The sequence below is a fragment of the Streptomyces sp. NPDC096013 genome (genome assembly GCF_044763565.1).
Classification (GTDB): domain Bacteria; phylum Actinomycetota; class Actinomycetes; order Streptomycetales; family Streptomycetaceae; genus Streptomyces.
This window is the reverse complement of the sequence record NZ_JBIWGK010000001.1, coordinates 445,683-468,808: the sequence shown is the minus strand read 5'-3', so window position 1 is coordinate 468,808 and position 23,126 is coordinate 445,683. Positions and strand designations below refer to the sequence as shown.

19 protein-coding genes are annotated in these 23,126 nt (G+C 70.7%); 12 read left to right on the top strand and 7 right to left on the bottom strand.

Going from position 1 to position 23,126, the window contains the following annotated elements:
- The first annotated feature begins 4 nt into the window (after window positions 1–4).
- The 6 genes from glgC to ACIRB1_RS02080 all read left to right on the top strand — a co-directional run bounded on the left by glgC (window position 5) and on the right by ACIRB1_RS02080 (window position 9,751).
- On the top strand, window positions 5–1,225 hold the full coding sequence (gene glgC / locus ACIRB1_RS02105; RefSeq protein ID WP_352181240.1) for a glucose-1-phosphate adenylyltransferase: 1,221 nt from the start codon (window positions 5–7) through the stop codon (window positions 1,223–1,225).
- Window positions 1,226–1,403: 178 nt separating this feature from the next.
- The gene (locus ACIRB1_RS02100; RefSeq protein ID WP_403464259.1) at window positions 1,404–4,019 is read left to right on the top strand and encodes a PA14 domain-containing protein; all 2,616 of its coding nucleotides are present in this window, start codon (window positions 1,404–1,406) and stop codon (window positions 4,017–4,019) included.
- Between the two features lie 29 nt (window positions 4,020–4,048).
- On the top strand, window positions 4,049–6,364 hold the full coding sequence (locus ACIRB1_RS02095; protein WP_403464258.1) for a GH92 family glycosyl hydrolase: 2,316 nt from the start codon (window positions 4,049–4,051) through the stop codon (window positions 6,362–6,364).
- A 155-nt stretch (window positions 6,365–6,519) separates the two neighbouring features.
- Window positions 6,520–7,845, top strand: coding sequence for a wax ester/triacylglycerol synthase family O-acyltransferase (locus tag ACIRB1_RS02090; protein ID WP_403464257.1), 1,326 nt, complete (start codon window positions 6,520–6,522; stop codon window positions 7,843–7,845).
- Window positions 7,846–7,950: 105 nt separating this feature from the next.
- Window positions 7,951–9,444 (top strand): SDR family NAD(P)-dependent oxidoreductase, encoded by a 1,494-nt coding sequence (locus tag ACIRB1_RS02085; RefSeq protein ID WP_403464256.1) that lies wholly within the window; start codon window positions 7,951–7,953, stop codon window positions 9,442–9,444.
- Window positions 9,445–9,517: 73 nt separating this feature from the next.
- Window positions 9,518–9,751 (top strand): hypothetical protein, encoded by a 234-nt coding sequence (locus tag ACIRB1_RS02080; RefSeq protein ID WP_352181245.1) that lies wholly within the window; start codon window positions 9,518–9,520, stop codon window positions 9,749–9,751.
- Window positions 9,752–9,764: 13 nt separating this feature from the next.
- Here the strand turns inward: ACIRB1_RS02080 and ACIRB1_RS02075 are convergent, their stop codons facing one another.
- Together ACIRB1_RS02075 and ACIRB1_RS02070 are read right to left on the bottom strand one after the other, a co-directional pair.
- The gene (locus ACIRB1_RS02075) at window positions 9,765–10,580 is read right to left on the bottom strand and encodes an SDR family oxidoreductase (protein ID WP_403464255.1); all 816 of its coding nucleotides are present in this window, start codon (window positions 10,578–10,580) and stop codon (window positions 9,765–9,767) included.
- Window positions 10,581–10,605: 25 nt separating this feature from the next.
- On the bottom strand, window positions 10,606–11,181 hold the full coding sequence (locus ACIRB1_RS02070) for an HD domain-containing protein (protein ID WP_403464253.1): 576 nt from the start codon (window positions 11,179–11,181) through the stop codon (window positions 10,606–10,608).
- Between the two features lie 478 nt (window positions 11,182–11,659).
- Between ACIRB1_RS02070 and ACIRB1_RS02065 the strand changes: the two genes are divergently transcribed.
- Together ACIRB1_RS02065 and ACIRB1_RS02060 are read left to right on the top strand one after the other, a co-directional pair.
- Window positions 11,660–11,833: a hypothetical protein gene (locus tag ACIRB1_RS02065; protein ID WP_019057549.1), complete on the top strand. Its 174-nt coding sequence runs from the start codon at window positions 11,660–11,662 to the stop codon at window positions 11,831–11,833.
- A gap of 54 nt (window positions 11,834–11,887) precedes the next feature.
- Window positions 11,888–12,370 (top strand): N-acetyltransferase, encoded by a 483-nt coding sequence (locus ACIRB1_RS02060; RefSeq protein ID WP_352181248.1) that lies wholly within the window; start codon window positions 11,888–11,890, stop codon window positions 12,368–12,370.
- 16 nt (window positions 12,371–12,386) lie between these two features.
- On the opposite strand, the gene ACIRB1_RS02055 is transcribed toward ACIRB1_RS02060, so the two are convergent.
- Complete coding sequence (locus tag ACIRB1_RS02055; RefSeq protein ID WP_403464252.1) at window positions 12,387–13,733, bottom strand: amidase; 1,347 nt, start codon at window positions 13,731–13,733, stop codon at window positions 12,387–12,389.
- 327 nt (window positions 13,734–14,060) lie between these two features.
- On the opposite strand from ACIRB1_RS02055, the gene ACIRB1_RS02050 reads away from it, so the two are divergent.
- On the top strand, window positions 14,061–15,926 hold the full coding sequence (locus ACIRB1_RS02050) for a family 20 glycosylhydrolase (RefSeq protein WP_403464250.1): 1,866 nt from the start codon (window positions 14,061–14,063) through the stop codon (window positions 15,924–15,926).
- 24 nt (window positions 15,927–15,950) lie between these two features.
- Complete coding sequence (locus ACIRB1_RS02045) at window positions 15,951–17,501, top strand: alpha-L-fucosidase (RefSeq protein WP_403464249.1); 1,551 nt, start codon at window positions 15,951–15,953, stop codon at window positions 17,499–17,501.
- A gap of 21 nt (window positions 17,502–17,522) precedes the next feature.
- On the opposite strand, the gene ACIRB1_RS02040 is transcribed toward ACIRB1_RS02045, so the two are convergent.
- Together ACIRB1_RS02040 and ACIRB1_RS02035 are read right to left on the bottom strand one after the other, a co-directional pair.
- The gene (locus ACIRB1_RS02040; RefSeq protein ID WP_403464248.1) at window positions 17,523–18,428 is read right to left on the bottom strand and encodes a helix-turn-helix domain-containing protein; all 906 of its coding nucleotides are present in this window, start codon (window positions 18,426–18,428) and stop codon (window positions 17,523–17,525) included.
- Window positions 18,429–18,587: 159 nt separating this feature from the next.
- Window positions 18,588–18,839, bottom strand: coding sequence for a DUF397 domain-containing protein (locus tag ACIRB1_RS02035; protein ID WP_352181253.1), 252 nt, complete (start codon window positions 18,837–18,839; stop codon window positions 18,588–18,590).
- Window positions 18,840–19,052: 213 nt separating this feature from the next.
- On the opposite strand from ACIRB1_RS02035, the gene ACIRB1_RS02030 reads away from it, so the two are divergent.
- Window positions 19,053–19,601, top strand: coding sequence for an ATP-binding protein (locus tag ACIRB1_RS02030; RefSeq protein WP_403464246.1), 549 nt, complete (start codon window positions 19,053–19,055; stop codon window positions 19,599–19,601).
- A gap of 77 nt (window positions 19,602–19,678) precedes the next feature.
- On the opposite strand, the gene ACIRB1_RS02025 is transcribed toward ACIRB1_RS02030, so the two are convergent.
- Complete coding sequence (locus ACIRB1_RS02025; protein WP_403464244.1) at window positions 19,679–20,482, bottom strand: SAM-dependent methyltransferase; 804 nt, start codon at window positions 20,480–20,482, stop codon at window positions 19,679–19,681.
- A gap of 70 nt (window positions 20,483–20,552) precedes the next feature.
- Entirely contained in the window at window positions 20,553–21,560 is a 1,008-nt protein-coding gene (locus tag ACIRB1_RS02020; protein WP_403464881.1) for a LacI family DNA-binding transcriptional regulator, read from the bottom strand.
- Window positions 21,561–21,831: 271 nt separating this feature from the next.
- Here ACIRB1_RS02020 and ACIRB1_RS02015 point away from each other — a divergent pair, with 271 nt between their 5' ends.
- Window positions 21,832–23,124: an ABC transporter substrate-binding protein gene (locus ACIRB1_RS02015; RefSeq protein WP_403464243.1), complete on the top strand. Its 1,293-nt coding sequence runs from the start codon at window positions 21,832–21,834 to the stop codon at window positions 23,122–23,124.
- Window positions 23,125–23,126: the final 2 nt, after the last annotated feature.

The following is a 23,126-nucleotide window of genomic DNA, read 5'->3' as shown; positions in this document are numbered from 1 at the left end:
GGCCATGCGTCGTGGCGGACCTTCGGTGCTCGGGATCGTACTGGCGGGCGGTGAGGGCAAGCGGCTGATGCCCCTGACCGCCGACCGGGCCAAACCCGCGGTCACCTTCGGCGGCACGTACCGCCTCGTGGACTTCGTGCTGTCCAATCTCGTCAACGCAGACATTCTGCGCATCTGCGTCCTCACGCAGTACAAGTCGCATTCACTGGACCGGCACATCACCACCACGTGGCGCATGTCGAGCCTGCTCGGCAACTACGTCACACCGGTCCCGGCCCAGCAGCGCCTGGGCCCGCGCTGGTACCTCGGCAGCGCGGACGCGATCCTTCAGTCGCTGAACCTGATCTACGACGAACGCCCCGAGTACGTCGCGGTGTTCGGAGCCGATCACGTGTACCGCATGGACCCCCGGCAGATGCTCGCCCAGCACATGGAGAGCGGCGCGGGCGTCACCGTGGCCGGCATCCGGGTCCCGCGCGCCGAGTCCTCGCAGTTCGGTGTGATCACCCCGGGTTCGGACGGCCAGACGGTCGAGCGCTTCCTGGAGAAGCCCGCCGATCCGCCGGGTCTGGTGGACGACCCGGAGTGCGTGTACGCGTCGATGGGCAACTACATCTTCACCACCAAGGCGCTGATAGAGGCGCTCCAGCGGGACGCGGAGGAGAGCGACTCCGTGCACGACATGGGCGGGTCGATACTGCCCGCGCTCACCGACCGGGGCGAGGCCGCCCTGTACGACTTCAGCGCCAACCACGTCCCCGGCGAGACCAGCCGCGACCAGGGCTACTGGCGGGACGTCGGCACCCTGGACGCCTATTACGACGCCCACATGGACCTCATCGCCGAGCGCCCCGCCTTCAACCTCTACAACCGCAACTGGCCCATCTACACCCACTCCGGCCAGCTCTCCCCGGCCCGCTTCAACGCCGGTGGCATGGCCAGCGAGTCGATCATCAGCTCCGGCTGCCTGATCCGCGGCCAGGTCACCCGGTCCGTCCTCTCGCCGGGTGTGGTGGTCGACCCGGGGGCGGTGGTCCAGGGCTCGATCCTGCACGACAACGTCCACATCGGCCGGGGCGCGGTGGTTCGGGGCGCCGTCCTGGACAAGAACGTCGAGGTACCGCCGGGCGCGACGATCGGCGTCAACCCGGAGCGGGACGCCGACCTGTACACGGTCTCCAAGGGGGGCGTCATCGCCCTCGGGAAGAACCAACTGGTCACATAACCGCGCGTGGTGGCGGTTCGGAGCCCCGGTGCCGCGCGGCCGCACCGGGGCTGAGCCGCGTCCGGGTGGCCGCCGGGTCCCCGCCCCACCCGGTGCTTGTCATGGCCTGGACGGGACGCGGAATCCGTGTTGTCATGCCAACTGCTGCCCATGACAACGTTGTTATGGAGGTTCCTCCGTGCGCATCAGACGACTCAGAGACCGACTCGCGCTACTGCTCGCCCTGGCCCTCGGCATCGCCGGGCTGGCCGCCCTCCCCGCCGCGAACGCCGCCGCGGCCGACGCCCCCGCCGAGATCCACGGCCTGAAGGGCGAGTACTACACCCAGTCCGCCCCCGGCGCCTTCGACTTCGCCGACCTCAAGGCCACCGGCGTCGACCCGAACCTCGACTTCGACAACCTCGAACCCCGGCTCGCCTTCACCACCGGCCGGTCCGACGACGTCAGCGTCCGCTGGACCGGCAAGGTCATCCCGGCGAAGACCGGCCCCCACACCTTCTCGATCATCGGCGACAACGGCTTCCGCCTCTGGATCGGCGGACAGCTCGTCATCGACCACTGGGTCGACGACTGGGACACCGAACAGACCGCCGCCCCCGTCGAGTTGACCGCCGGCACGGCCTACGACATCAAGGTCGAGTACTTCGAGCACTACGGCGGCTCCAACCTCCACGTGCGCTGGACCGAACCCGGAGGCACCAAGGTGGCCATCCCGCAGTCGGCCTTCCGGCTCCCCGACGGCTACGACTACGACGGCGCCATCGCCGCCACGGTCACCAGCACCGGCCGCACCCTGAAACTCGACTTCGCCCAGCCCCTCGCCGCACCCCCCGCCGACCTGACCGACCACCTCGAAGCGGTGATCGGCGGCGCCAAGTGGCCGCTGGGAACAGCCACGTTGGACCCGGCCGACCCGCGGACCCTGCTGATCCCGCTCACCCAGCCCGTCGTGGGCAACAAGACCGGCACCGCATCCGGCACCGCGGACATCCGCTACGACGGCGACGCCGGCCTCTCCTCGGCCGATGGCAACGTTATCAACGGCTTCTGGAGCACCGGCCCGAACCACTCCACCTACGAACTGCGCACCCAGTGGGCCGACCAGGTGGGCCCGCACAACGCCCTCCCCGAGTACCCGCGCCCACAGCTCACCCGCACCGACTGGCGCAACCTCAACGGCAGTTGGCAGTTCGCCGCGGCCACGGCGGGGGAGCGGCCACCGGTCGGCAGAAACCTCGCCGAGCGCATCCTCGTCCCGTACCCGGTGGAGTCCCAGCTCTCGGGCCTCGAACGCCACGAGGACCGCATGTGGTACCGCCGCACCTTCACCGTCCCCGCCGACTGGAGGATCGGCTCGGGCAAGCGCCTGATGCTCAACTTCGGCGCCGTCGACTGGCGCGCCGAGGTCTACGTCAACGGCACCAAGGTCACCGAACACCAGGGCGGCTACGACAAGTTCGGCGCCGACGTCACCGACGCCCTGAAGCCAGGCCGCACCCAGGAACTGATCGTCGGCGTCTACGACCCCACCGACGCGGCCGACGGCGAGAACCCCCCGGTCGGCAAGCAGCGCCTCGACCCGAGCGGCATCTGGTACACCCCGACCTCGGGCATCTGGCAGACGGTGTGGATGGAACCGGTCGCCACCGACCACGTCGACTCCCTCAAACTCACCCCCGACGTCGCCAAGAGCCGGCTCACCGTCGAGGCGAAGGGAGTTCGCGCCGGCGTACCGATCACGGCGACGGCGTACGACGGAAAGCGCGAGGTGGCCACGGCACACGGCCGCACCGGCGGCCCGCTGACCCTGACCCTGAAGAACCCACGCCTGTGGTCACCCGACGACCCGTTCCTCTACGACCTCAAGGTCACCGTCGGCAAGGACCGCGTCGGCAGCTACTTCGGGATGCGCTCCATCGCCGTGGAGAAGGTGAACGGCGTCCCGCGCACGGTCCTCAACGGCAAGCCCGTCTTCATGATGGCCACGCTCGACCAGGGCTTCTGGCCGGACGGTCTCTACACGGCACCGACCGACCAGGCGCTGGCCCATGACCTCAGGGTCCACAAGGAGTTGGGCTTCAACGCCGTGCGCAAGCACATCAAGGTCGAGCCCGACCGCTGGTTCTACTGGGCCGACAGGCTCGGCCTCATGGTGTGGCAGGACATGCCCGCGATGACCGCCGGGGTGAACCCGTCGGCCGCCGCCCGCGCCGAGTACGAGCGCGAGATGAAGCAGATGATCGACGAGCACATCAGCAGCCCGTCCGTCGTCATGTGGGTGACGTTCAACGAGGGCTGGGGCCAGTACGACGAGGCCCGCATCGCCGACCAGGCGAAGGCCTGGGACCCGACCCGGCTCGTCAACAGCATGTCCGGCATCAACCTCGGCGTCGACGGCGGCACCGGCGACATCATCGACGAACACGGCTATCCCAGCCCGGCCCTGCCGCCCCATCCGGACGGTCGACGCGCCTTGGTGAGCGGCGAGTACGGCGGTCTCGGGCTCGCGGTGCCGGGTCACGCCTGGTCGGTCCAGCAGTCGTACGTCGACGTCGACCCGGCCGCCTACACCGACGACTACCTCACCAAGCTCGCCGAGGTGCACGCCCTGGCCTGCCAGGGGAGCAACGGCGCCGTCTACACCCAGATATCCGATGTCGAGGGCGAGTTGAACGGCCTGATGACCTACGACCGCCGGGTGCTCAAGCCGGACGCGCAGCGGGTGAAGGCCGCCCAGCAGGCCCTGATCCGCGACGCCTCGCGGGCGACCCCCGCCAACTGCCCCACGACCTGACCCCTTCCGTCCACTGGAGGCCCACCCGCATGAGATGGACCCGGCGCCTGCGCCTGGGCATGGCGGGGGCGGTGGCAGCGTCCGCGCTGTTCGCCGTCCCCGCCGTGGCCGAATCCCCTGTTCATGGTCGACTCACCGACCTGGTCAACCCGTTCATCGGTACCGAGAACGACGGCAACACCTATCCCGGCGCCGCCGTGCCCTTCGGCATGGTGCAGTTCTCGCCGGACACCGGGCACAACACCGGCTACGACTACTCCCAGAACCACATCCGCGGCTTCTCCCTCGTGCACCTCTCCGGCGTCGGCTGCGGGCTGGGCGGCGACCTGCCCGTACTGCCCACGACCGGAGACGTGACGCAGACGGACTACGCCCAGTACGCGGCCGAGTTCGGCCACGACGACGAGCACGCGAGTCCCGGCTACTACCAGGTCGGCCTGAAGACGGGCATCGAGGCCGAACTCACCGCGACCGCCCGCACCGGCGTCCAGCGCTACACCTTCCCGGCCACCGACAAGGCCAACGTCCTGCTCAACGCGGCCCAGTCGCTGCACTCCGGGGTCACCTCGAAGGTCGAGGTCCTCGACAACCGCACCGTGCGCACCTCCATCACCGGGCGCGGCTTCTGCCAGGACACCAAGCCGTACACGGTCTACACGGTGACGCACTTCGACCGGCCCTTCACCACGTACGGCACCTGGAACGGCTCGACGGTGACCGCCGGTTCGAAGAGCGGAAGCGGCGGCGCGTACGTCCGCTTCGACACGACCAGGGACCGTACGGTCGAGGCGACCACGGCCCTGTCGTACGTCGACGCGCACGGCGCGGCCGTCAACCTCCGCGCGGAGGGCGGGAGTTCCTTCGACGCGGTACGCCACCGCGCCCAACGGGCCTGGGAGGACCGGCTCGACGACGTGCGCGCGCAGGGCGGTTCCGACAGTCTGCGCCGGACCTTCTACTCGTCCCTGTACCGGTCCTTCCTCGCCCCCAACATCGGCAGCGACGCCGACGGCCGCTACACCGGCTGGGACCAACAGGTCCACCGGGCACGGGACTTCACGTACTACCAGAACTGGTCCCTGTGGGACACCTACCGCACCCAGTCCCAGCTCCTCGCCCTGCTCGCACCCCGCGAGGCCCGCGACATGGCGATCTCCGTGATCAAGATCGACGAGGAGAGCGGCTGGCTTCCCAAGTGGGGCTACGGCACGGTCGAGACGAACATCATGACCGGCGACCCGGTCACCCCGTTCCTCACCAACGCCTACCAGCAGGGCCTGTTGAAGGGCTACGAGGAGCGCGCGTACCGGGCGCTGAAGCAGAACGCCGACGGCGTGCCGCCCACCGACTCCGCGGCCGTGGGCCGGGAGGCGAACAGGGAGTACCTCGCCAACGGGTTCGCGCCGTACCTCAAGGACCGCCCGCACGCGAAGCCCGGTGACTCGGACTACGACCACGGGGCCTCGGCCACCCTGGAGTACGCGCTGTCGGACGCCATGCTCGGCCAGATGGCCCGCGATCTCGGACACGGCGCCGACGCCGCGCGCTATGCGGCCCGCGCCCAGAACTACCGCACCGTCTTCGACCCCTCGACCGGCTTCTTCCGCGCCCGCGACGCCTCCGGCGCCTTCGTCGGCCCGGCCGACCCCGCGCAGAGCGAGGGCTTCCACGAGGGCACGTCCTGGCAGTACCAGTGGCTGGTGCCGCAGGACCTGCCCGGCATGGTCGACCTCATCGGCGGCCGGCAGGCGGCCAACGCCCGGCTCGACTCCTTCTTCGCCTACGACCGGCTGCTGGCCGACCCGGCGAAGACCGCGCGCGAGGTGTGGGTCAACGGGCCGTACGACTACTACAACGCGGACAAGTACAACCCGCAGAACGAGCCCGACCTCATCGCCCCGTACACCTACCTGTCCACCGGCCAGCCGTGGAAGACGACCGACGTCGTCCACGCCGCGCTGACCCTCTTCACGGACGGCCCGACCGGCATGACCGGCAACGACGACCTGGGCACGATGTCCGCCTGGAACGTCCTGTCGTCGATCGGGATCTTCCCGGTGCAGCCCGGCTACGACACCTGGGGCCTGTCCACACCCGTCTTCGACCGGGTCGACCTGACCCTGGACCGGCGCTACTACCCGCACGGCGCCCTCACCATCAAGGCGCCCGGCACCTCGGCGACCGACCGCTACATCCAGGGCGCCCGGACGGACGGGACGTCGTACGACCTGACCTATCTGACGACCGGCGCACTCCGCTCCGTACGGTCGCTGGCCTTCACGGTCGGCCCGCACCCGTCGGAGTGGGGTACGTCACCCCAGGCGGCGCCACCCGCGCTGAAGTGATCCCGTGTGTCCCCAGCGTCCCGCCCCTCCCAGAGGGGCGGGACCGGGGCACGACTTAACCTGCCGTTAACTGTGTGTAGCTTGATCGTACTTGACCGTAATCGCCTGGCGGCGCTTGACTGCTGGTTCACCCCTAGTCGACGCGAGGCAAGCAATTGACTTCTGACCTGCTCGCTCCTCTCGACCTTGCGTTCTGGAACATCGAGTCCGACCTGAACCCGATGCACCTGGGCGCACTCGGCGTCTTCTCGGCGCACTCGCCGACCGCGGGAGCCCACGCCGCCGACCTCCTCGCCGCCCGCGCCGCCGCCGTCCCCGGGCTGCGGATGCGCATCCGGGACGTGTGGCAGCCACTGTCGCTGTCCTTCGGGAGCGCCACCCGCGAGGCCGACCCGGACTTCGACCCGCTCCACCACGTCCGGCTGCACGCCCCGACCGCCGACTTCCAGGAAGACGCCGGCCGGCTCATGGAACGCCCGCTGGAGCGCGGCCGGCCCCCGTGGGAAGCGCATGTGCTGCCCGGCCAGGACGGCGTCTCCTTCGCCGTGCTGTTCAAGTTCCACCACGCCCTGGCCGACGGACTGCGGGCGCTGACCCTCGCCGCCGCGATCCTCGACCCGATGGACCTGCCCGAGCGCCGACCGCGCCCCGCCGAACCCCCGCGCGGACGCGTCCCCGACGTGCGCAGGCTGCCGGACCTGGTCCGCGGCGCCCTGTCCGACGTCGGGCGGGCCCTCGACATCGGGGCATCCGTCGCCCGCTCCACCCTGGACGTCCGCTCGTCCTCGGCCCTGGCCGCCGAGCCCTCGGGCACCCGCCGCACCGCAGGGGTCGTCATCGACCTCGACGATGTGCACCGCGTCCGCAAAGTGGTCGGCGGCACCGTCAACGACGTGCTCATCGCGGTCGTCGCGGGCGCCCTGCGCCGCTGGCTCGACGCACGCGGCGACGGCAGCGAGGGCGTCGCGCCCCGCGCCCTCATCCCCGTCTCCAAACGCCGCCCGCGCTCCGCGCAGCCACAGGGCAACCGGCTCTCCGGCTATCTGATACGGCTGCCCGTCGACGACCCGGACCCCCTCGCCCGGCTCGACTCCGTGCGCGCCGCCATGGACCGCAACAAGGACGCCGGCCCCAACCGGGGCGCCGGTGCCGTCGCCCTCCTCGCCGACCACGTCCCCGCGCTCGGCCACCGTCTCGGCGGACCCCTCGCCGCGCAGGCCGCCCGGCTCTGGTTCGACATCCTCGTCACCAGCGTCCCGCTCCCCGGCATCGGCCTGAAGCTCGGCGGCAACCCCGTCACGGCGGTCTTCCCGTTCGCCCCGCTGGCCCGCGGCCAGTCCCTCGCGGTCGCCGTCTCGACGTTCCGCGGACAGGTCCACTACGGCCTCGTCGCCGACGCCGAGGCCGTACCCGATCTCGACGTGTTCGCCCGTGCGCTCACCGAGGAGGTGGAGACGCTCATCACCGCCTGCGGGTCGTGACCTGGAGCGGGTTTGGTGCTGCGGCCCGGCGCTCCGTAAAATTCCCGGTTCGACGGTGTGCGCGATCGAGCGGCGCCGCGGATGACCCAAGGAAACGGCAGCGCGATGACGGTGACAGAGGACGGCTCGATGACCCCGGACGAGGTCGTGTACGGGCCCGGCATCGACCCCGAGCGGCTGGCCGTCTGCCTCGGCGTGCTCGACGAACTGGAGAAGATCGACGTCGACCACCCCGACGCGATCGCCGTCCGCCGCGCCACCGCGGGCATCTACCGCAGCGTCAAGCAGCGCCGCCGCCAGGAGCGCCGGGCCGCGAAGACCGCCCACGACAAGGCGGTCACCGAGGCCACCGCGACCGGCTCCGCCCAGCGCATCGACGACGAGACCGAGGGCCTCCTCCCGTCGTCGGTGACGGAGGAGGGCCGGATCGCCGGGATACTCCAGCGCCCGCGCTCCTGCTACACCTGCAAGACCCGGTACGTGGAAGTCGACTACTTCTACCACCAGCTCTGTCCCGACTGCGCCCGCCTGAACCGCGAGAAGCGCGACGACCACGCCGACCTCACCGGCAAGCGGGCCCTGCTCACCGGCGGTCGCGCCAAGATCGGCATGTACATCGCGCTGCGGCTGCTGCGCGACGGCGCCCACACCACGATCACCACGCGGTTCCCGAAGGACGCCATCCGCCGTTTCAAGGCCATGGACGACTCCGCGGACTGGCTGCACCGCCTGGAGGTCGTCGGCATCGACCTGCGCGACCCGGCCCAGGCCGTGGCCCTCGCCGACCAGGTCGCCGAGGCGGGCCCCCTGGACATCCTCATCAACAACGCGACCCAGACCGTACGGCGGCTGCCCTCCGCGTACGCCGCCCTCGTGGACGGCGAGAGCGCGCCGCTGCCCGCCGGTGAGCTCCCCGCCCACCACGTCATCGGCGCCTTCGGCTCCGGCGCGGTCGACGGCCTCGCCGCGCTGCCCGTCGGCATCAGCGGCCTCGACGCCCAGCAGGTCGCCGACCTCGCGCTGGTCGCGGGCAACGCCAGCGTCGCCCGGCACCTCGACGGCACCGCCATCGACGCCGGCGGCCTGGTCCCCGACGTCGTCGACACCAACACCTGGGTGCAGACCATCGAGCAGATCTCCCCGGTGGAGCTGCTGGAGACCCAGCTGTGCAACTACACCGCGCCGTTCATCCTGATCAGCAAGCTCCGCCCGGCCATGGCCGCCGCCGCGAAGTCCGCGGCCAGCGGACGCGCGTACATCGTCAACGTCTCCGCCATGGAGGGCGTCTTCGGCCGCGGCTACAAGGGCGCCGGACACCCCAACACCAACGCCGCCAAGGCCGCGATGAACATGGTGACCCGCACCAGCGGCCAGGAGATGTTCCAGAGCGACGGCATCCTCATGACCTCGGTCGACACCGGCTGGATCACCGACGAACGCCCCCACTACGACAAGCTCCGCCTCGCCGAGGAGGGCTTCCACGCACCGCTCGACCTGGTCGACGGCGCGGCGCGGGTTTACGATCCGATTGTGCGCGGCGAGCAGGGCGAGGACCTGTACGGCGTCTTCCTGAAGGACTACGCGCCCGGCAAGTGGTAACCCGCCACCCCGGACGCGGGCCCGGTCGCCGGTCGGGGTCCCGGCCCTGGTGAGGACCGCGCGAGGAGTTCTCATGGCCAGTACACACGGCGTCGATCCGAGGGCCTTCGACGACCCGCGCAACCACTATCCGACCGACGACGAGTTCTACGCGAGCGACCGCCCGGCCCACCGCGTACTACCGGAGGACCGGCCGCGCGGCGGCGGCTCCACGACCACGGTGAAACACCGGGGCACATGGGCCACCGCGGCGCTCGTCGCCGGGATCGTGCTGCTGATCCTCGTGGGGATCGCCCTGTTCCCGTGAGGGACCCGGGCGGTCACAGCTGAGGCGGCCGGCCCGACCTCAGCCGGTCATGGACGGCGTATCCACCGGAGCCCCCGGAGGTGTGCGCCGCCCTGACCCGCGTCCCGCCGTCCACCAGCAGCTCCGCGCCCGTGATCCACTCGGCCTGGTCGGAGGCCAGCCACAGCACGGCCCGGGCGATGTCGGCCGGCTCGCCGATCCGGCCGAGGGGCAGGCCGGCGGCGAGTTCCGTCTCGCCCGGCTCCCACACGAACCGGGCCATCCCGGTGCGGACGAGCCCGGGGGAGACGGAGTTGACCCGCACCCCGGGCGCGAGTTCACCGGCGAGCTGCTGGGTGAGGTGCAGCAGGGCCGCCTTGCTGGTGGAGTACGCCCCCACGTTCGGCCCGACATGCCCGGCGCCCTCCGTGCACACGTTGACCACCGCGCCCCCGTGCTCGCGCATCCACGCCCGCCACACGCACTGCACCAGCCGCAGCGGCGCCTCGACGTTCACCGTGAACGCCGTCCGCCACGCGTCCGGATCGGCCTCCATCAGCGGGCCGTACGGCTGGTTCGTCGCCGCGTTGTTCACGAGCACGTCGATCCGCCCGAAGGCCCGCAGCGCGTACGCGGTCAGCTTCCGCGGATGGTCCGGGTCGGCGACGTCCCCGGCCAGGCCGACCCCGCCCAGCTCCTCGGCGGTACGCGCCACCTCACCGGCGTCCCGCGCGCTCACGCACACCAGCGCCCCGGCCCCGGCGAACGCCTCGGCCACGGCACGCCCGATCCCGCGCGTGCCGCCGGTGACCAGAACGGCCCGGCCCCGCAGACCGTACGACGACGTCATCGCCGTACGATCTCATGACGGACCGTCAGTCGACAGCCCCCAGACGGGAGTTGGGGGTATGTGAGTTCCGTGCGGCGACGATGCCCAGGACCGTGCGCCAGTCCTCCAGGACTCCCGCGTCGAGGCCGACGACCTTGGCCGCGTCGTCGGCCTGGCGCAGGGTGACCGCGTCCTCGGCGAGCGGGTCGCCTTCGAAGGCGGCGGCCTCGGCGGGGGACATCGGGCCGCCCTGCGCGCGCAGGGTCAGGGCGCTCTGGGCGGAGAGGTCGCGGTCCGGGGACGAGGTGGCGAGGTAGCGCTTCGCGGGCACGTGCAGATGGACGAGCCGGGCGACGCGCCGGCCGAGGAGGGCGCGGACGGCGTCCGCCGCGTGGTCCGCGTGCCCGGCGTCGTCGCCGGGCCGCAGCAGATGCCCGATGTCGTGGACCAGGCCGGCCACCTGAAGTTCCTTGTCGGCCGGGCGGCTTCGGCGCAGCAACGCGGCCGTCTGCAACGCGTGGTCGTGCAGATCGACCGGGTCACCGCTCCGGTCGGGGGTGTCCCAGGCGCCCCGACAGGCGTACAGCAGATCCATCAGCTCCTCGACGCTGCGCAACTCCATGCGTCAGTCCTCCCGCGAGACAGCCTGTGCGGAACCCCAGGGGATCATGGCGAGCTTTCGGCACAGCCAACGGGACCTGAACTGCGCGACGCCTTGAGTGACGTAGGTCATGTTCTCGCTCGGGTGTGCGCGGGCCTCAGCCATGCGGGGGGTCATCAAACCGCGCATGATGTAACAAACCGGTTCAGGTCATGGCCGAAGAACACGGGGAGACTTGCAATGGTTACACCATGTTTTCGGCCCCATCGAGCGGCGGCCCGCTCATTTGGTTAACCTGAGGCGGACGGACAGCGACAAGGGGTCCCACCCACACCCATGGTCCGTCCCGGGGCAAGCCGGTCACACTGGCCTGCTCTCACACGAGTAACCGGCGCCACCGCGTCCGAACTGCCTTGAACCCACGCCCGAGCGGGCCAGGTACCGGACCGATGACCGGCCGGTGCGCCCCGAGGGTGACCCGACACATAAGGAGTGCGCGGTGACACCGGAGAAGACGAATCGCGAGCAACGCCCCAAGGAACACACGGAGCGTGCGGGCCGCCGGTCCGACGAGCTCGGCAGCCTGGCCGTGTGGGCACGGTCCGCCCCCATCCGACTCGCGGGCTACGAGGACGACCTCGCCGAGCCCCACATCCTGCCCAGCGTGGACTGACCCCACAGGACCCTTCGCGATCGCCGACAGCATGGGCGTGGCAGGATCGCGCCCATGCTGATCAGAGAAGCCGAGGCCGACGACTGGCCCCGGATCTGGCCTTTCTGGCACCGGATCGTCGCCGCCGGCGACACCTACACCTGGGCCCGGGACACCTCCGAGGAGGCGGCCCGGGCCCTGTGGACGAGCCCCCCGAAGCGCGTATATGTCGCCGAGGACGAGACCGGCACGGTCGTCGGCTCGGCCTACGTCACCCCGAACTACGGCGGCCCCGCCGACCGCATCGCCAACGCCGGCTTCATGGTCGACCCCGACCACGGCGGCCGCGGTATCGGCCGCGCCCTCGCCGAACACATCCTCACCGCCGCCCGCGACCAGGGCTTCCGCGGCATGGTCTTCAACGCCGTCGTCGAGACCAACCCCGCCGTCGGCCTCTGGCTCTCCCTCGGCTTCACGATCCTGGGCACGGTGCCCGACGCCTACGACCATCCCCGCGACGGCCGCGTCGGCCTGCACGTCATGCACCGCGCCCTGTAGGGACGCCTGGCGACACCTACGCGTCCAGCGGCGCGGTCCGCTGCCACGGCCGCAGCTTCTCCAGCTCCTCGGCCACCTCCAGCAGCGCCGCCTCCGTACCCGGCCGCCCCACCAGCTGTACGGCGCAGGGCGCCCCGGAGGGCAGGGTGCCGAACGGGACCGACATCGCGGGCCAGCCGGTGAGGTTCCACGGGGGCGTCATCGGCGAGTAGTTGGTGTTCGCCAGCACGTTCCGCAGCCAGCCGCGCTCGTGCCACGGCCCGGCCTTGGGGGAGCGGCGGGCCAGCGCGGCCGTCAGCAGGATGTCGTGCTCGGCGAAGAACGGCGCCAGGCGCTCGCGCAGCTGCTCCCGGGCCCTGCCGGTACGGACGCCCGCCACGAACCGCCGCCCGATCGCCGCGTGCACCCGGCTCCGCCGCGTCAGCTTCCGCGGGTCAAGCCCCGCCGCGTCCACCGACGTGCCCGCCGTCCAGTGCGCGAGCGAGGTCGTGCTCAGGGAGAGCGGATACGGCGGATCGGCCCGCCGCACGGTGTGCCCGGCCCCCTTCAGCAGCCCGGCCGCCTCCCGTACGGCGGTTGTATACGGCTTGCTGATGGCCACTCCCGTGAGCGGGCTGCGCACCGAGGCGGCGATCTTCCGGGGGGTCGGCCCGTCGGGGCGCACGACCTCGATGTCCGCGATGACCGAAAACATCAGCCGGGCGTCCTCGACGGTCGTCGCCAGGGGTCCGTTCTCGGACATTCCGAACCAGTCGCCGTCACCGATGCCGGCCGGTACGACCCCGGACCCCGGCTTGATCGTGACCAGGCCGCAGTTGGCCGCCGGGATGCGCAGCGAGCCCATGCCGTCGTTGCCGAGCGCGATCGGCACCATGCCCGCGGCCACGGCGGCCGCACTGCCGCCCGATGAACCTCCCGCGGTGCGGGTGGTGTCCCAGGGGTTGCGGGAGGTCCCGTGCACGCCCTCGGTCGTGCCGAAGATGCACAGCTCGGGCACGTTGGTGAGGCCCACGACGATCGCGCCCGCCGCCCGCAGCCGGGCCACGGTGACGTGGTCGTGGTCGGCGGGGGTGTCCGGGGCCGCGGCGGACCCGACCCGGTTGGACTCGCCGGTCACCGGGAGGTTGTCCTTGACGGCCACCGGCACGCCCGCCAGGGGCAGGTGGGCCAGGTCCTCCCGCGCGCCCACCGCGTCGGCCTCCGCGAGCGCCGCCTCCGCCCGCACCACCCGGAACGCCCCGACCCGCCCGTCCAGCCGCTCGATCCGCGCGAGATGCTCGGCCACCACCTCACGCGGCGTGACCCGCTTCTCCTGTACGGCGGTGGCGATCTCGACGGCGGTACGGCCGACCCAGCTGGTCACGGGCGCGCTCCTTCTCACTACTCGCGAGTATGTAGGGAGAACTGTGCCTCGGGCGGGCCGGTGCGTCGAGGGGTGACCAGGTGGGGAATTCCCGGGGCCATCGGTCGGGGCGACCAGGGCCGCTGGCGGTGGGACACCGAGGGCCGCCGGTCTTGGACATTCGGGGCCGTCTTGTTGGACTTTTCGCGGGCCGGTACCGGGAGGGTGCCGACTGACCTGCTGGTCATCCGATCAATGGCCCAACCGGGCTGCTCCCAGTGCCCATTGACAGCCCCAAAGCGCGGTCCAATCATCAGTCGTCCGATCATTCGCGACCGGTGGAGTGGCATGGCTGAGCGCAGGAAGAGACGGTTCCGGTTCATCGGCTTCGTGGCGGTGTGCGCACTGCTCGCGGTACCGGCACCCGCGTCGGCGGCCGGGGCGCGGCAGGAGCGGGCGGTGCCGGTCACCGTGCCCGCACTCTCCAACTGGACACCGGAAAGCGGGAGTTACGACTTCCGTCCCGGGACCCGGCTCGTGGCCGACAGCATGAGCGAGCGCAGGGTCGCCGACACCCTCGCCGACGACCTGAAGGCGGCCGGTCACGGAGCGGTGCCCGTGGTGCGCGGCGGCGGTGCCGACCGGCCCGGCGACATCGTGATCCATGTCCGTTCCACCCGGCGTTCGCTGGGCGCGCAGGGCTACGAACTCCGGTCGGGAGCGCGGCTGTCGGTGACCGGCGCGACCGAGACCGGCGCCTTCTACGGCACCCGGTCCCTCCTCCAACTCCTCGCGCAGGGCGACCACATCCCCGCGGGACGCACGGTCGACATCCCGCGCTACAAGGAACGCGGAGTCGGCGTCTGCGCCTGCTACGTCCACATCTCCCTGCCCTGGCTGGAGAACCTGGTGCGCGAGATGGCGTACCACAAGCTCGATCAACTGCTCCTGGAACTCAAGGTGAAGAGCGCCGCGCACCCCGAGGCGAACACCTGGGGCTACTACACCCCGGACGAGATGCGCCGCCTCGTCGCGCTCGGCGACAAGTACCACGTCGAGATCATCCCGGAGATCAACTCCCCGGGCCACATGGACCCGTGGATAGAGAACCGCCCCGATCTCCAGCTCACCGACAGCGACGGCACCAAGCAGCCCGCCCGGCTCGACGTCACGCAACCGGCGGCCTTCGCCTACTACACGAGCCTGATGGACGAGTACGCGCGGGTCTTCACCGCGTCGTCCTGGCACATGGGCGCCGATGAGTACATGCTCGGCTCCGACTACTCCAAGTACCCGCAGATGCTGCGCTACGCCCAGGAGAAGTACGGCGCGAACGCCACCCCGCAGGACGCCTACATCGACTTCATCAACCGCGTCCAGGCGTACGCCGCGAGCAAGGGCAGGAAGCTGCGCATCTGGAACGACGGACTCACCGGCGCCCACACCGTCCCGGTGGCGCCCGGCACGACGGTCGAGCACTGGCTCGACGTCACCGAGAAACCCAGCGAACTCATCGCCCAGGGCTACCCGTTGATGAACGCGGCCTACTCCCTCTACCTCGTCCGCGGCGGCTTCCACAGCGACACCGAGGCGCTCTACGACCAGAGCTGGGACCCGCGCAGCTTCGAGGGCGAGAAGCTCACCTCCAGCGACGGCGTCACCGGCGCGAAGATCAGCCTCTGGCCCGACAACGGCCGCGGCGAGACCGAGAACGAGGTCACGGCCGACACCGAGCCCGCCCTCCGCCACCTCGCCCAGGTCACCTGGGGCGACCCGCATCCCGACGCCACGTACGCGGCATTCACCGCACGGGGCACGGCAGTCGGGCACGCACCCGGACGGCGGGACCTGACCCGGGTGCCGGTCGCGGACGGGACATACACCTTCCGGACGGCGGGCGGCACCTCCTTCGACGCCACCGTGCAGCGCACCCCGGACGGCTACGCGACCGTGCGGACCGCCGACGGCTGCCTCGAGGTGCGGGGCGGCAAGCTCACCCTCAACGTGCCGCTCCAGCCCGGAGTCTCGGCGACTCCGCAGCCCTGCGCCGCCACGAACACCATGCAGCGCTGGGAGGTGGAGTCCGCGGCGGGCGGCTACCGGCTCGTGAACGCCATCACACGGATGGCGCTGAGCGTCGCGGACGACGGCGGCCTCGTGCAGTACCCGCCTGACCAGCAACGGCCCGCCGTCTGGCACCTGACCGCCCACTGACCGACCAGAGGAGTCCCACCCCCCATGGCCCTCTCCCGGCGCCTCTTCGTCCTCTCGGCCACCGCGCTCGCCGCGACCGGTGCCGCCACGGATTCCGCCCTCGCGGCACCCCGGCCCCCGTCCGCCGACTCCCGTTATCGCATCCCCGTCAGCCCCGACGACACCGAGGCCGACCTCGTCCGCAAGGCCTCCCGCGTCCGGCCCACCGCACGGCAGGTGGCCTGGCAGCGGCTGGAGCGGACCGCGTTCCTGCACTTCGGCGTGAACACCTTCACCGGCCTGGAGTGGGGGACCGGCGACGAGGACCCGGACGTGTTCCAGCCGGCCGGCCTCGACACCGATCAGTGGGCCCGCGCCCTGCGCGACGGCGGCTTCCAGCTCGCCATCCTCACCGTCAAGCACCACGACGGCTTCGTCCTCTACCCCTCCCGCTACACCGACCACACGGTCGCGTACAGCAGTTGGCGTGCGGGTCAGGGCGACGTACTGCGTGCCTTCGCCGACAGCATGCGGCGGTACGGCCTCAAGGCCGGCGTCTATCTCTCGCCCGCCGACGAGAACCAGTACCTCCATGGCGTCTACGCCAACGGCAGTGCCCGCACCGCCCGCACGATCCCGGCCCTCGTCGACGGCGACGACCGCTCCCCGGACGCCTTCTTCACCCTGGACGCCACCGACTACGGCGCCCACATGCTCAACACCCTCTACGAAGTGCTGACCGAGTACGGTCCGATCGACGAGGTCTGGTTCGACGGCGCCCAGGGCCGCATCCCGCCCGGCCAGGTCGAGGACTACGACTGGGACAGCTGGTACACGCTGGTCGGATCACTGGCTCCGGACGCGGCGATCGCCGTGACGGGACCGGACGTGCGGTGGGTCGGCAACGAGGGCGGCACCGCGCGGGAGGACGAGTGGAGCGTCCTGCCGGTGAAGGAGGAGCAGTACGGGCGCACCGACTGGGCGTTGTCGTACGACACCCCCGACGAGGGCAGCCGGAGCGCACTCGTCTCGGCGCTGCCGGACACCGACTACCTCCAGTGGTGGCCCGCCGAGTGCGATGTGTCGATCCACGACGGCTGGTTCTACCACCCGGACCAACTCCCCAAGAGCGTCGACGAATTGATCGGCATCTACTTCGGGTCGGTCGGCCGCAACGCGGTGCTGCTGCTCAATGTGCCGCCGGACACGGACGGCGTGCTGGCGGCCCGGGACGTGGCACGCCTGCGGGAGTTCCGTGAGCGGGTGGACCGGGAGCTGCCCGAGGACCTGGCGCGCGGTGCCCGGACGACGCTCGCGCCCGGCCGGGTCACCGTCGACCTCGGTACCGAACGGGCCGTGGACCGCGTCCGGTTGGCGGAGGACACCGCCCGCCACGGCCAGCAGGTTGAGGCTTTCGTCGTCGAGGCGTACATCGGCGGGGCGTGGACGGAGGTCACCCGTGCCGGGACGATCGGCGCGAGCCGCATCCTGCTGCTGGCCGCGCCGGTGCGCGCCCGGCGGTGGCGGGTCCGGGTGACGGCGGCCCGGGACACCGTGAGGATCGCGGAGTTCGGGCTGTACCGGTCGCGGGTCTGAGCGGCCGGGGCCCGCCCGTCCTCACATGTCCTTGAGGAGCTTCTCCAGGAACTCCACCGACTCGGGGGCCGGCGAGGCCACCAGGCTCAGCCGGTCCATGACCGCGAGGTAACGGTCGACCTCGTCGGGCTTGTCCAAGTAGAGGGCGCTGGTGAGCTGTTCGAGATAGACGATGTCCGGCAGGTCCGGCACCGGGAAGCGCAGCACGGTGATCGGACCGCCGGCGGCGGCATGGCCGCCCACGTGGAACGGCAGCACCTGAAGCGTGACGTTCGGCAGCGCCGAGGTCTCGATGAGATGGCGCAGCTGCCCGCGCATCACCTCCGTCCCGCCGAGCGGACGGCGCAGCGCGGCCTCGTCCACCACGACCCAGAGCTTCGGCGCACCGGGCCTGGTGAGCAACTCCTGCCGGGTCATGCGGAGTTCGACGCGGCGCTGGATCGAGTCCGGGGTGTCGACGGGACGCCCGAGCCGGATGACGGCCTCGGCGTACGCGGCGGTCTGCAACAGGCCGGGGATGAACTGGACTTCGTACGTGCGGATCAGGGAGGTGGCCTCCTCCAGACCCAGGTGCTGCTCGAACCAGGTCGGGAAGGCGTCGCCGTACGCACGCCACCAGCCGGGTTCGTTGGCGCGGCGGGCCGAGTCCAGGAACTCCTGGCGCACGTCCGGGTCCTGGAGGCCGTACAGGGTCAACAGGTCGGCGACGTCACGCTCCTTGAAGCCGACGCGGCCCAGTTCCATCCGGCAGAGCTTGGCGTCGGAGGCGCGTATCGCCGAAGCGGCCGTGTCCCGGGTGATGTTGAGGGACTCCCGCAGGCGGCGCAGGCGGGTGCCCAGCATGATGCGCTGGACGGTCGGACCGCCGCGCTGAAGGCTCAGGACATCCGAACCCGAGGGAGCGTATTCCGGTTGAGCTGACGTCATGTTCATCCCCTCGGCGGTCGCGCCGACACCGTCCGCAAGTTTTCGGGACTCAAAAGAGGATCGTAGCACCGAGGTTCCGGATAACTGCGGGGAGTGAGGAGCCGGAAGGTGCCGGCCTGTGTCCGGCACCTTCCGGCAAGTCCGCGGGTTCGCCTGACCTCAGCGGCCGGGGAGTAGGCCGTCGAAGTCGCCGTCCTTCACACCGCGGACGAACGCGGAGATCTCGGCGCTGGTGTAGACGAGCGCCGGACCTTCGGGATGGCGCGAGTTGCGTACGGCGACATGACCGTCGGAGAGCGCGGCCAGTTCGACGCAGTTGCCCTCGGGGTTGCTGTGGTGGCTCTTGCGCCACTGGGCGCCGCTCAGCAGAGTCGCCGACATGCCGTTCTCGTGCTCGATCTGACGCCTCATCGCTCCCCCGGAAGATCGGATGCAATTGCAGCTTCCATTGCATCCCTTGGTGGTGCCGAGGACGATAGCCCTCACCCGGACCGCTTGCAAGATCGTCTGCAATTGCAGCGGCAATTGCCGATGCACTTGCGTTCGCAGGGGCAGCCGGAGGACGATGCTCCGGACAGGTTCAGCCGCGCAGTTGTTCTCTTCCCAGGGGTCTCAGGGGTCGCGATGTCCGCAGAGCAAGTCGTACGACCGGTCGACACCCTGCGGATCGAGGGGACTTGGGAGTGGCTGTGCCGGGCCGTCGATCAGGCCGGCCCGCCCGAGCCGGGACGGACCATCACCCTGGTCCCCGCCGCCGGGGACGGGCGCGACCCCGCGCTCTGTTCCGTCCTGGTCGTGCCGCCGCTGCCCCGATCCGCCCATGTGGCACGGGAGTTCACGCGCACGACACTGGCCGACCGGACCGGCGACGAAGTCCTCGACGACGTGGCGGTCACCGTGTCGGAGCTGGTGAGCAACGCGCTGCGCTACGGCCGGGCGCCCAACTCCCTTGCCGAGCCCCAGCCTTCACTGTGGGTCGCGGTGTGGGACCGGCTGCCGTACGCGGTGTGCGCCGTGACCGACGACAGTGACCGCGTACCCGTGGAGGGTCACCCCGACGAGTTCGCGGAATCCGGGCGCGGGCTCCAAGTGGTGTCCGCGCTGAGCGAGTCGTGGGGCTGGTGCCTGCGGGCGAGCGGCGGGAAGACGGTCTGGGCGCTGTTCCGGATCTGACGCCGGGCGTCGGCCCGCAGAGACCCACAGCGAAGAGGGGCACCGGTGACTCCGGTGCCCCTCACGCGTGTTGTCGCTCAGGTCTTGCGGCCGATCCCGCAGATCGCGTCCACGTCGGACGGGTCACGGCCCACGTCGACGGGCTCCGGGTGCCACTGCGAGGTGGGCACGATGCCGGGCTCGATGACCTCCAGGCCCGTGAAGAACGCCTCGATCCGCTCGGGGCCGCGCAGGTGGTAGGAGCTGGCGGAGTTGGCGTTGTACACCGAAATCGCCTGGTTCAGCGCGGCGTTGGTGTCCGTGCCGTCGCTCAGCGCCAGGTAGCTGCCCGGCGGCAGGGCTTCCAGGAAACGGCTCACGACGGCCTCGGGCTCGTCCGAGTCCGGGATCTGGCCCAGGATGCCGAGCATCGTCAACGCGATCGGCCGGCTGAAGTCCAGTGTCTTCGCGGCGACTTCGAGAATCCGCTCGGGATCGCGCACATCCGCTTCGAGGTAGGCGCAGGCGCCTTCCGGGGTGCTGGTGAGCAGCGCCTGCGCGTGCACCAGCACCAGCGGGTCGTTGTCGACGTACACGATGCGGCTCTCGGGCGCGATGCGCTGCGCGACCTCGTGCGTGTTGTCGACGGTGGGCAGGCCCGTCCCGATGTCGAGGAACTGGCGGATGCCCGCCTCCTCGGCGAGGTAGCGCACCGCCTTTACCAGGAACCGGCGTTGGAGGCGGGCGAGGAGCGCGATGTCCGGGAACATCTGGACGATCATTTCGCCGGCCTCGCGGTCCGCGGCGTAGTTGTCCTTGCCGCCCAGGAGGAAGTTCCACACACGGGCGGAGTGCGGCCGGTCGAGCTGGAGCCGGTCGGCCAGCGGGTCTTCGGAGGTCATGGGCAAAGCCTCACACGAAGTACCCGGCGGTGTCCGGCGATTCGGACTCGAACCGGGAGCTACGGCACACTCAGGCCCGCGCGGGACCCGTGCTGTCCCGCTCGATCAGTCGCGGCACCGGCACCCGCACCGTGCGCGCCGGACCGCCGTCCAGCAGAGCCGTCAACTCCCGTGCCGCCGTGCGCCCGAACTCCACGCTGTCCCGGGACAGCGCCGACAGCCACGGCCGGACCATGCGGCACAGCGCGGAGTCCTCCCAGGCGACCACCGACACGTCCGCCGGTACGGAGCGGCCGAGTTCGGCCGCGGCGGCCACTCCGGCGACGGCCATCACGTCGTTGTCGTAGATCAACGCCGTGGGGGGAGAGGCGACGTCGAGGATCCGGCGGGTGACGGCGGCGCCCGCCGCGTCCGAGTAGTCGGTGGTCACCGAGTGGACCTCGGTCAGCCCGCGGCGGGCGGCCTCGGCGCGCAGGGCGCGGATGCGGCGCTCGGTGTGCGCGAGGCCGGGCAGTCCCGCGATGTGCGCGATACGGCGGTGACCGCGCGCGTACAACTCGTCGACGACCGACGCCATCGCGCCCGCGTCGTCGGCCCACACCGTCGACAGCCCGGGGTGGTGTTCGTCGGGCGCGCCGCCGATCACCACGGCGGGCAGGCCGAGTTCCTCAAGGAGGTCGGGCCGCGGGTCGGCGGTGCGCGGATCGGCCACCAGGACGCCGTCCACACGGTGTTCGGCCCACCAGCGGCGGTAGACCGCGCACTCGTCGTCGACGTCCTCGGCCATCTGGAAGAGCAGACCGAGATGACGCTCGGCCAGCACCTCCTGGATGCCCGAGACGAGCTGGAGGAAGAACGAGTCGACGCCGAGGGTCTCCGCGGGGCGGGCCAGCACGAAACCGACCGTCGCCGCGCCCTCGCCGGACAGCGCCCGTGCCGCCGTGCTGGGCCGCCAGCCCAGTTGCTCCGCGACCCGGCGCACCCGGTCGCGGGTGATCTCGGAGACGCCGGGCCGGCCGTTCAGCGCGAAGGAGACCGCGCTCTCGGACACGCCGGCGCGCTGCGCGATGTCCTTCATCGTCGGCCGGCGCGCGGGCGACCGCTTGCCTGACAAGCCCGGTCTCCATTCCGTCGGTGCCGCGCACTAATGCGCTTGAGTCCACACACCCTAAAGCGCATTAGTGATCCACCGCAAGAATGCGAACACACCTCGCTGACCAGTGACGTTGTCCGGATCAGGCCAACTAATGAATTTAGCTGAGTGGAATCCATTGACGAGCCCCGTGAACACCGTGCAAGGTCTGCCCCGGCACGATCAGCCAACCCCACCGGCAAAGGAGCCACTCGCCGTGCGCATCTCCCGCAGAGCCTTCGCCGCCGCTGCCGCCGCCGTAGTCCTCATGCCGCTGAGCGCCTGCGGTTCCGGGGGAGACGATGGTGGTTCGACCGACGCCTCGGGCAAGGTCGAAGGCGACATCACCTTCCAGACCTGGAACCTCCGCGCCAACTTCAAGTCGTACTTCGAGGGCGTGATCTCCGGCTTCGAGAAGCAGTACCCCGGCACCCACGTGAAGTGGATCGACCAGCCCGCCGAGGGCTACGCCGACAAGATCAGCGCGGACGCCGCCGGCGGCACCCTGCCCGACGTCGTCAACGTCTCCCCGGACCTCGTCGCCCCGCTCGCCAAGGCGGGCCTCGCACTCGACCTCGACAAGTCGGCCGCGAAGTACCGGAGCGAGTACCTGCCCGGCGCGTGGGCCAGCCACGAGATACCGGGCATGACCGGCACCTACGCCTTCCCCTGGTACCTCAACACCGGCCCCCTCTTCTACAACAAGTCCCTCTTCAAGCAGGCCGGACTCAACGCCGACCAGCCGCCGAAGACGTACGACGAACTCTTCGCCCAGGCCCTCCAGCTGGCGAAGAAGACCGACGGCAAGGTCGCCACCCTCGCCAACGTCCCCACCGTCGAGGACTTCGGCCGCTACGGCGTCGAGCTGATGAACAAAGCCGGCACCGCCTTCGCCTTCAACGACGCGAAGGGCGTACAACTCCTCACCAAGTACAAGGAGTTGTACGACGCGAAGGCCCTGGACCCGCAGGCGCTCACCGCCACCCCCGAGTCGTCCGGCAAGAAGTTCCTCACCGGCGCCGTCGCCATGAACCCCGGCAGCGCACTGGACCTCGACAACTTCAAGAAGCAGGCACCGACCCTGTACAAGAACATCGGCATCACCGACCAGATCACCAGCACCGGCCACGTCAACATGTACGTGATGGGTGTGATGGTGAACTCCAGGACCAAGCACACGCCCGCCGCCGTCGCCTTCGCGCACTACGTCACCGACGCCGAGCAGCAGATGTCGTTCGCGAAGAAGGTCGCCATCTTCCCGAGCACCGCCGGTTCCCTCGACGACCCGTACTTCACCAAGGAGGACGGCACCGACGAGACGCGGGTGCGGATCGCCGCCGCCAAGTCCCTGAAGAGCGCGGTCAATTACACGCCGGTGCTGTTCAGCGAGCAGATGAAGACCGCGCTGCGCAACGAGGTCGCCAAGGCGCTTCAGGGCAAGGAGAGCCCCAAGACGGCTCTCGACAACGCTGTCAAGGCGTGCGACACGCTGCTCCAGCAGGAGGGCTGAGG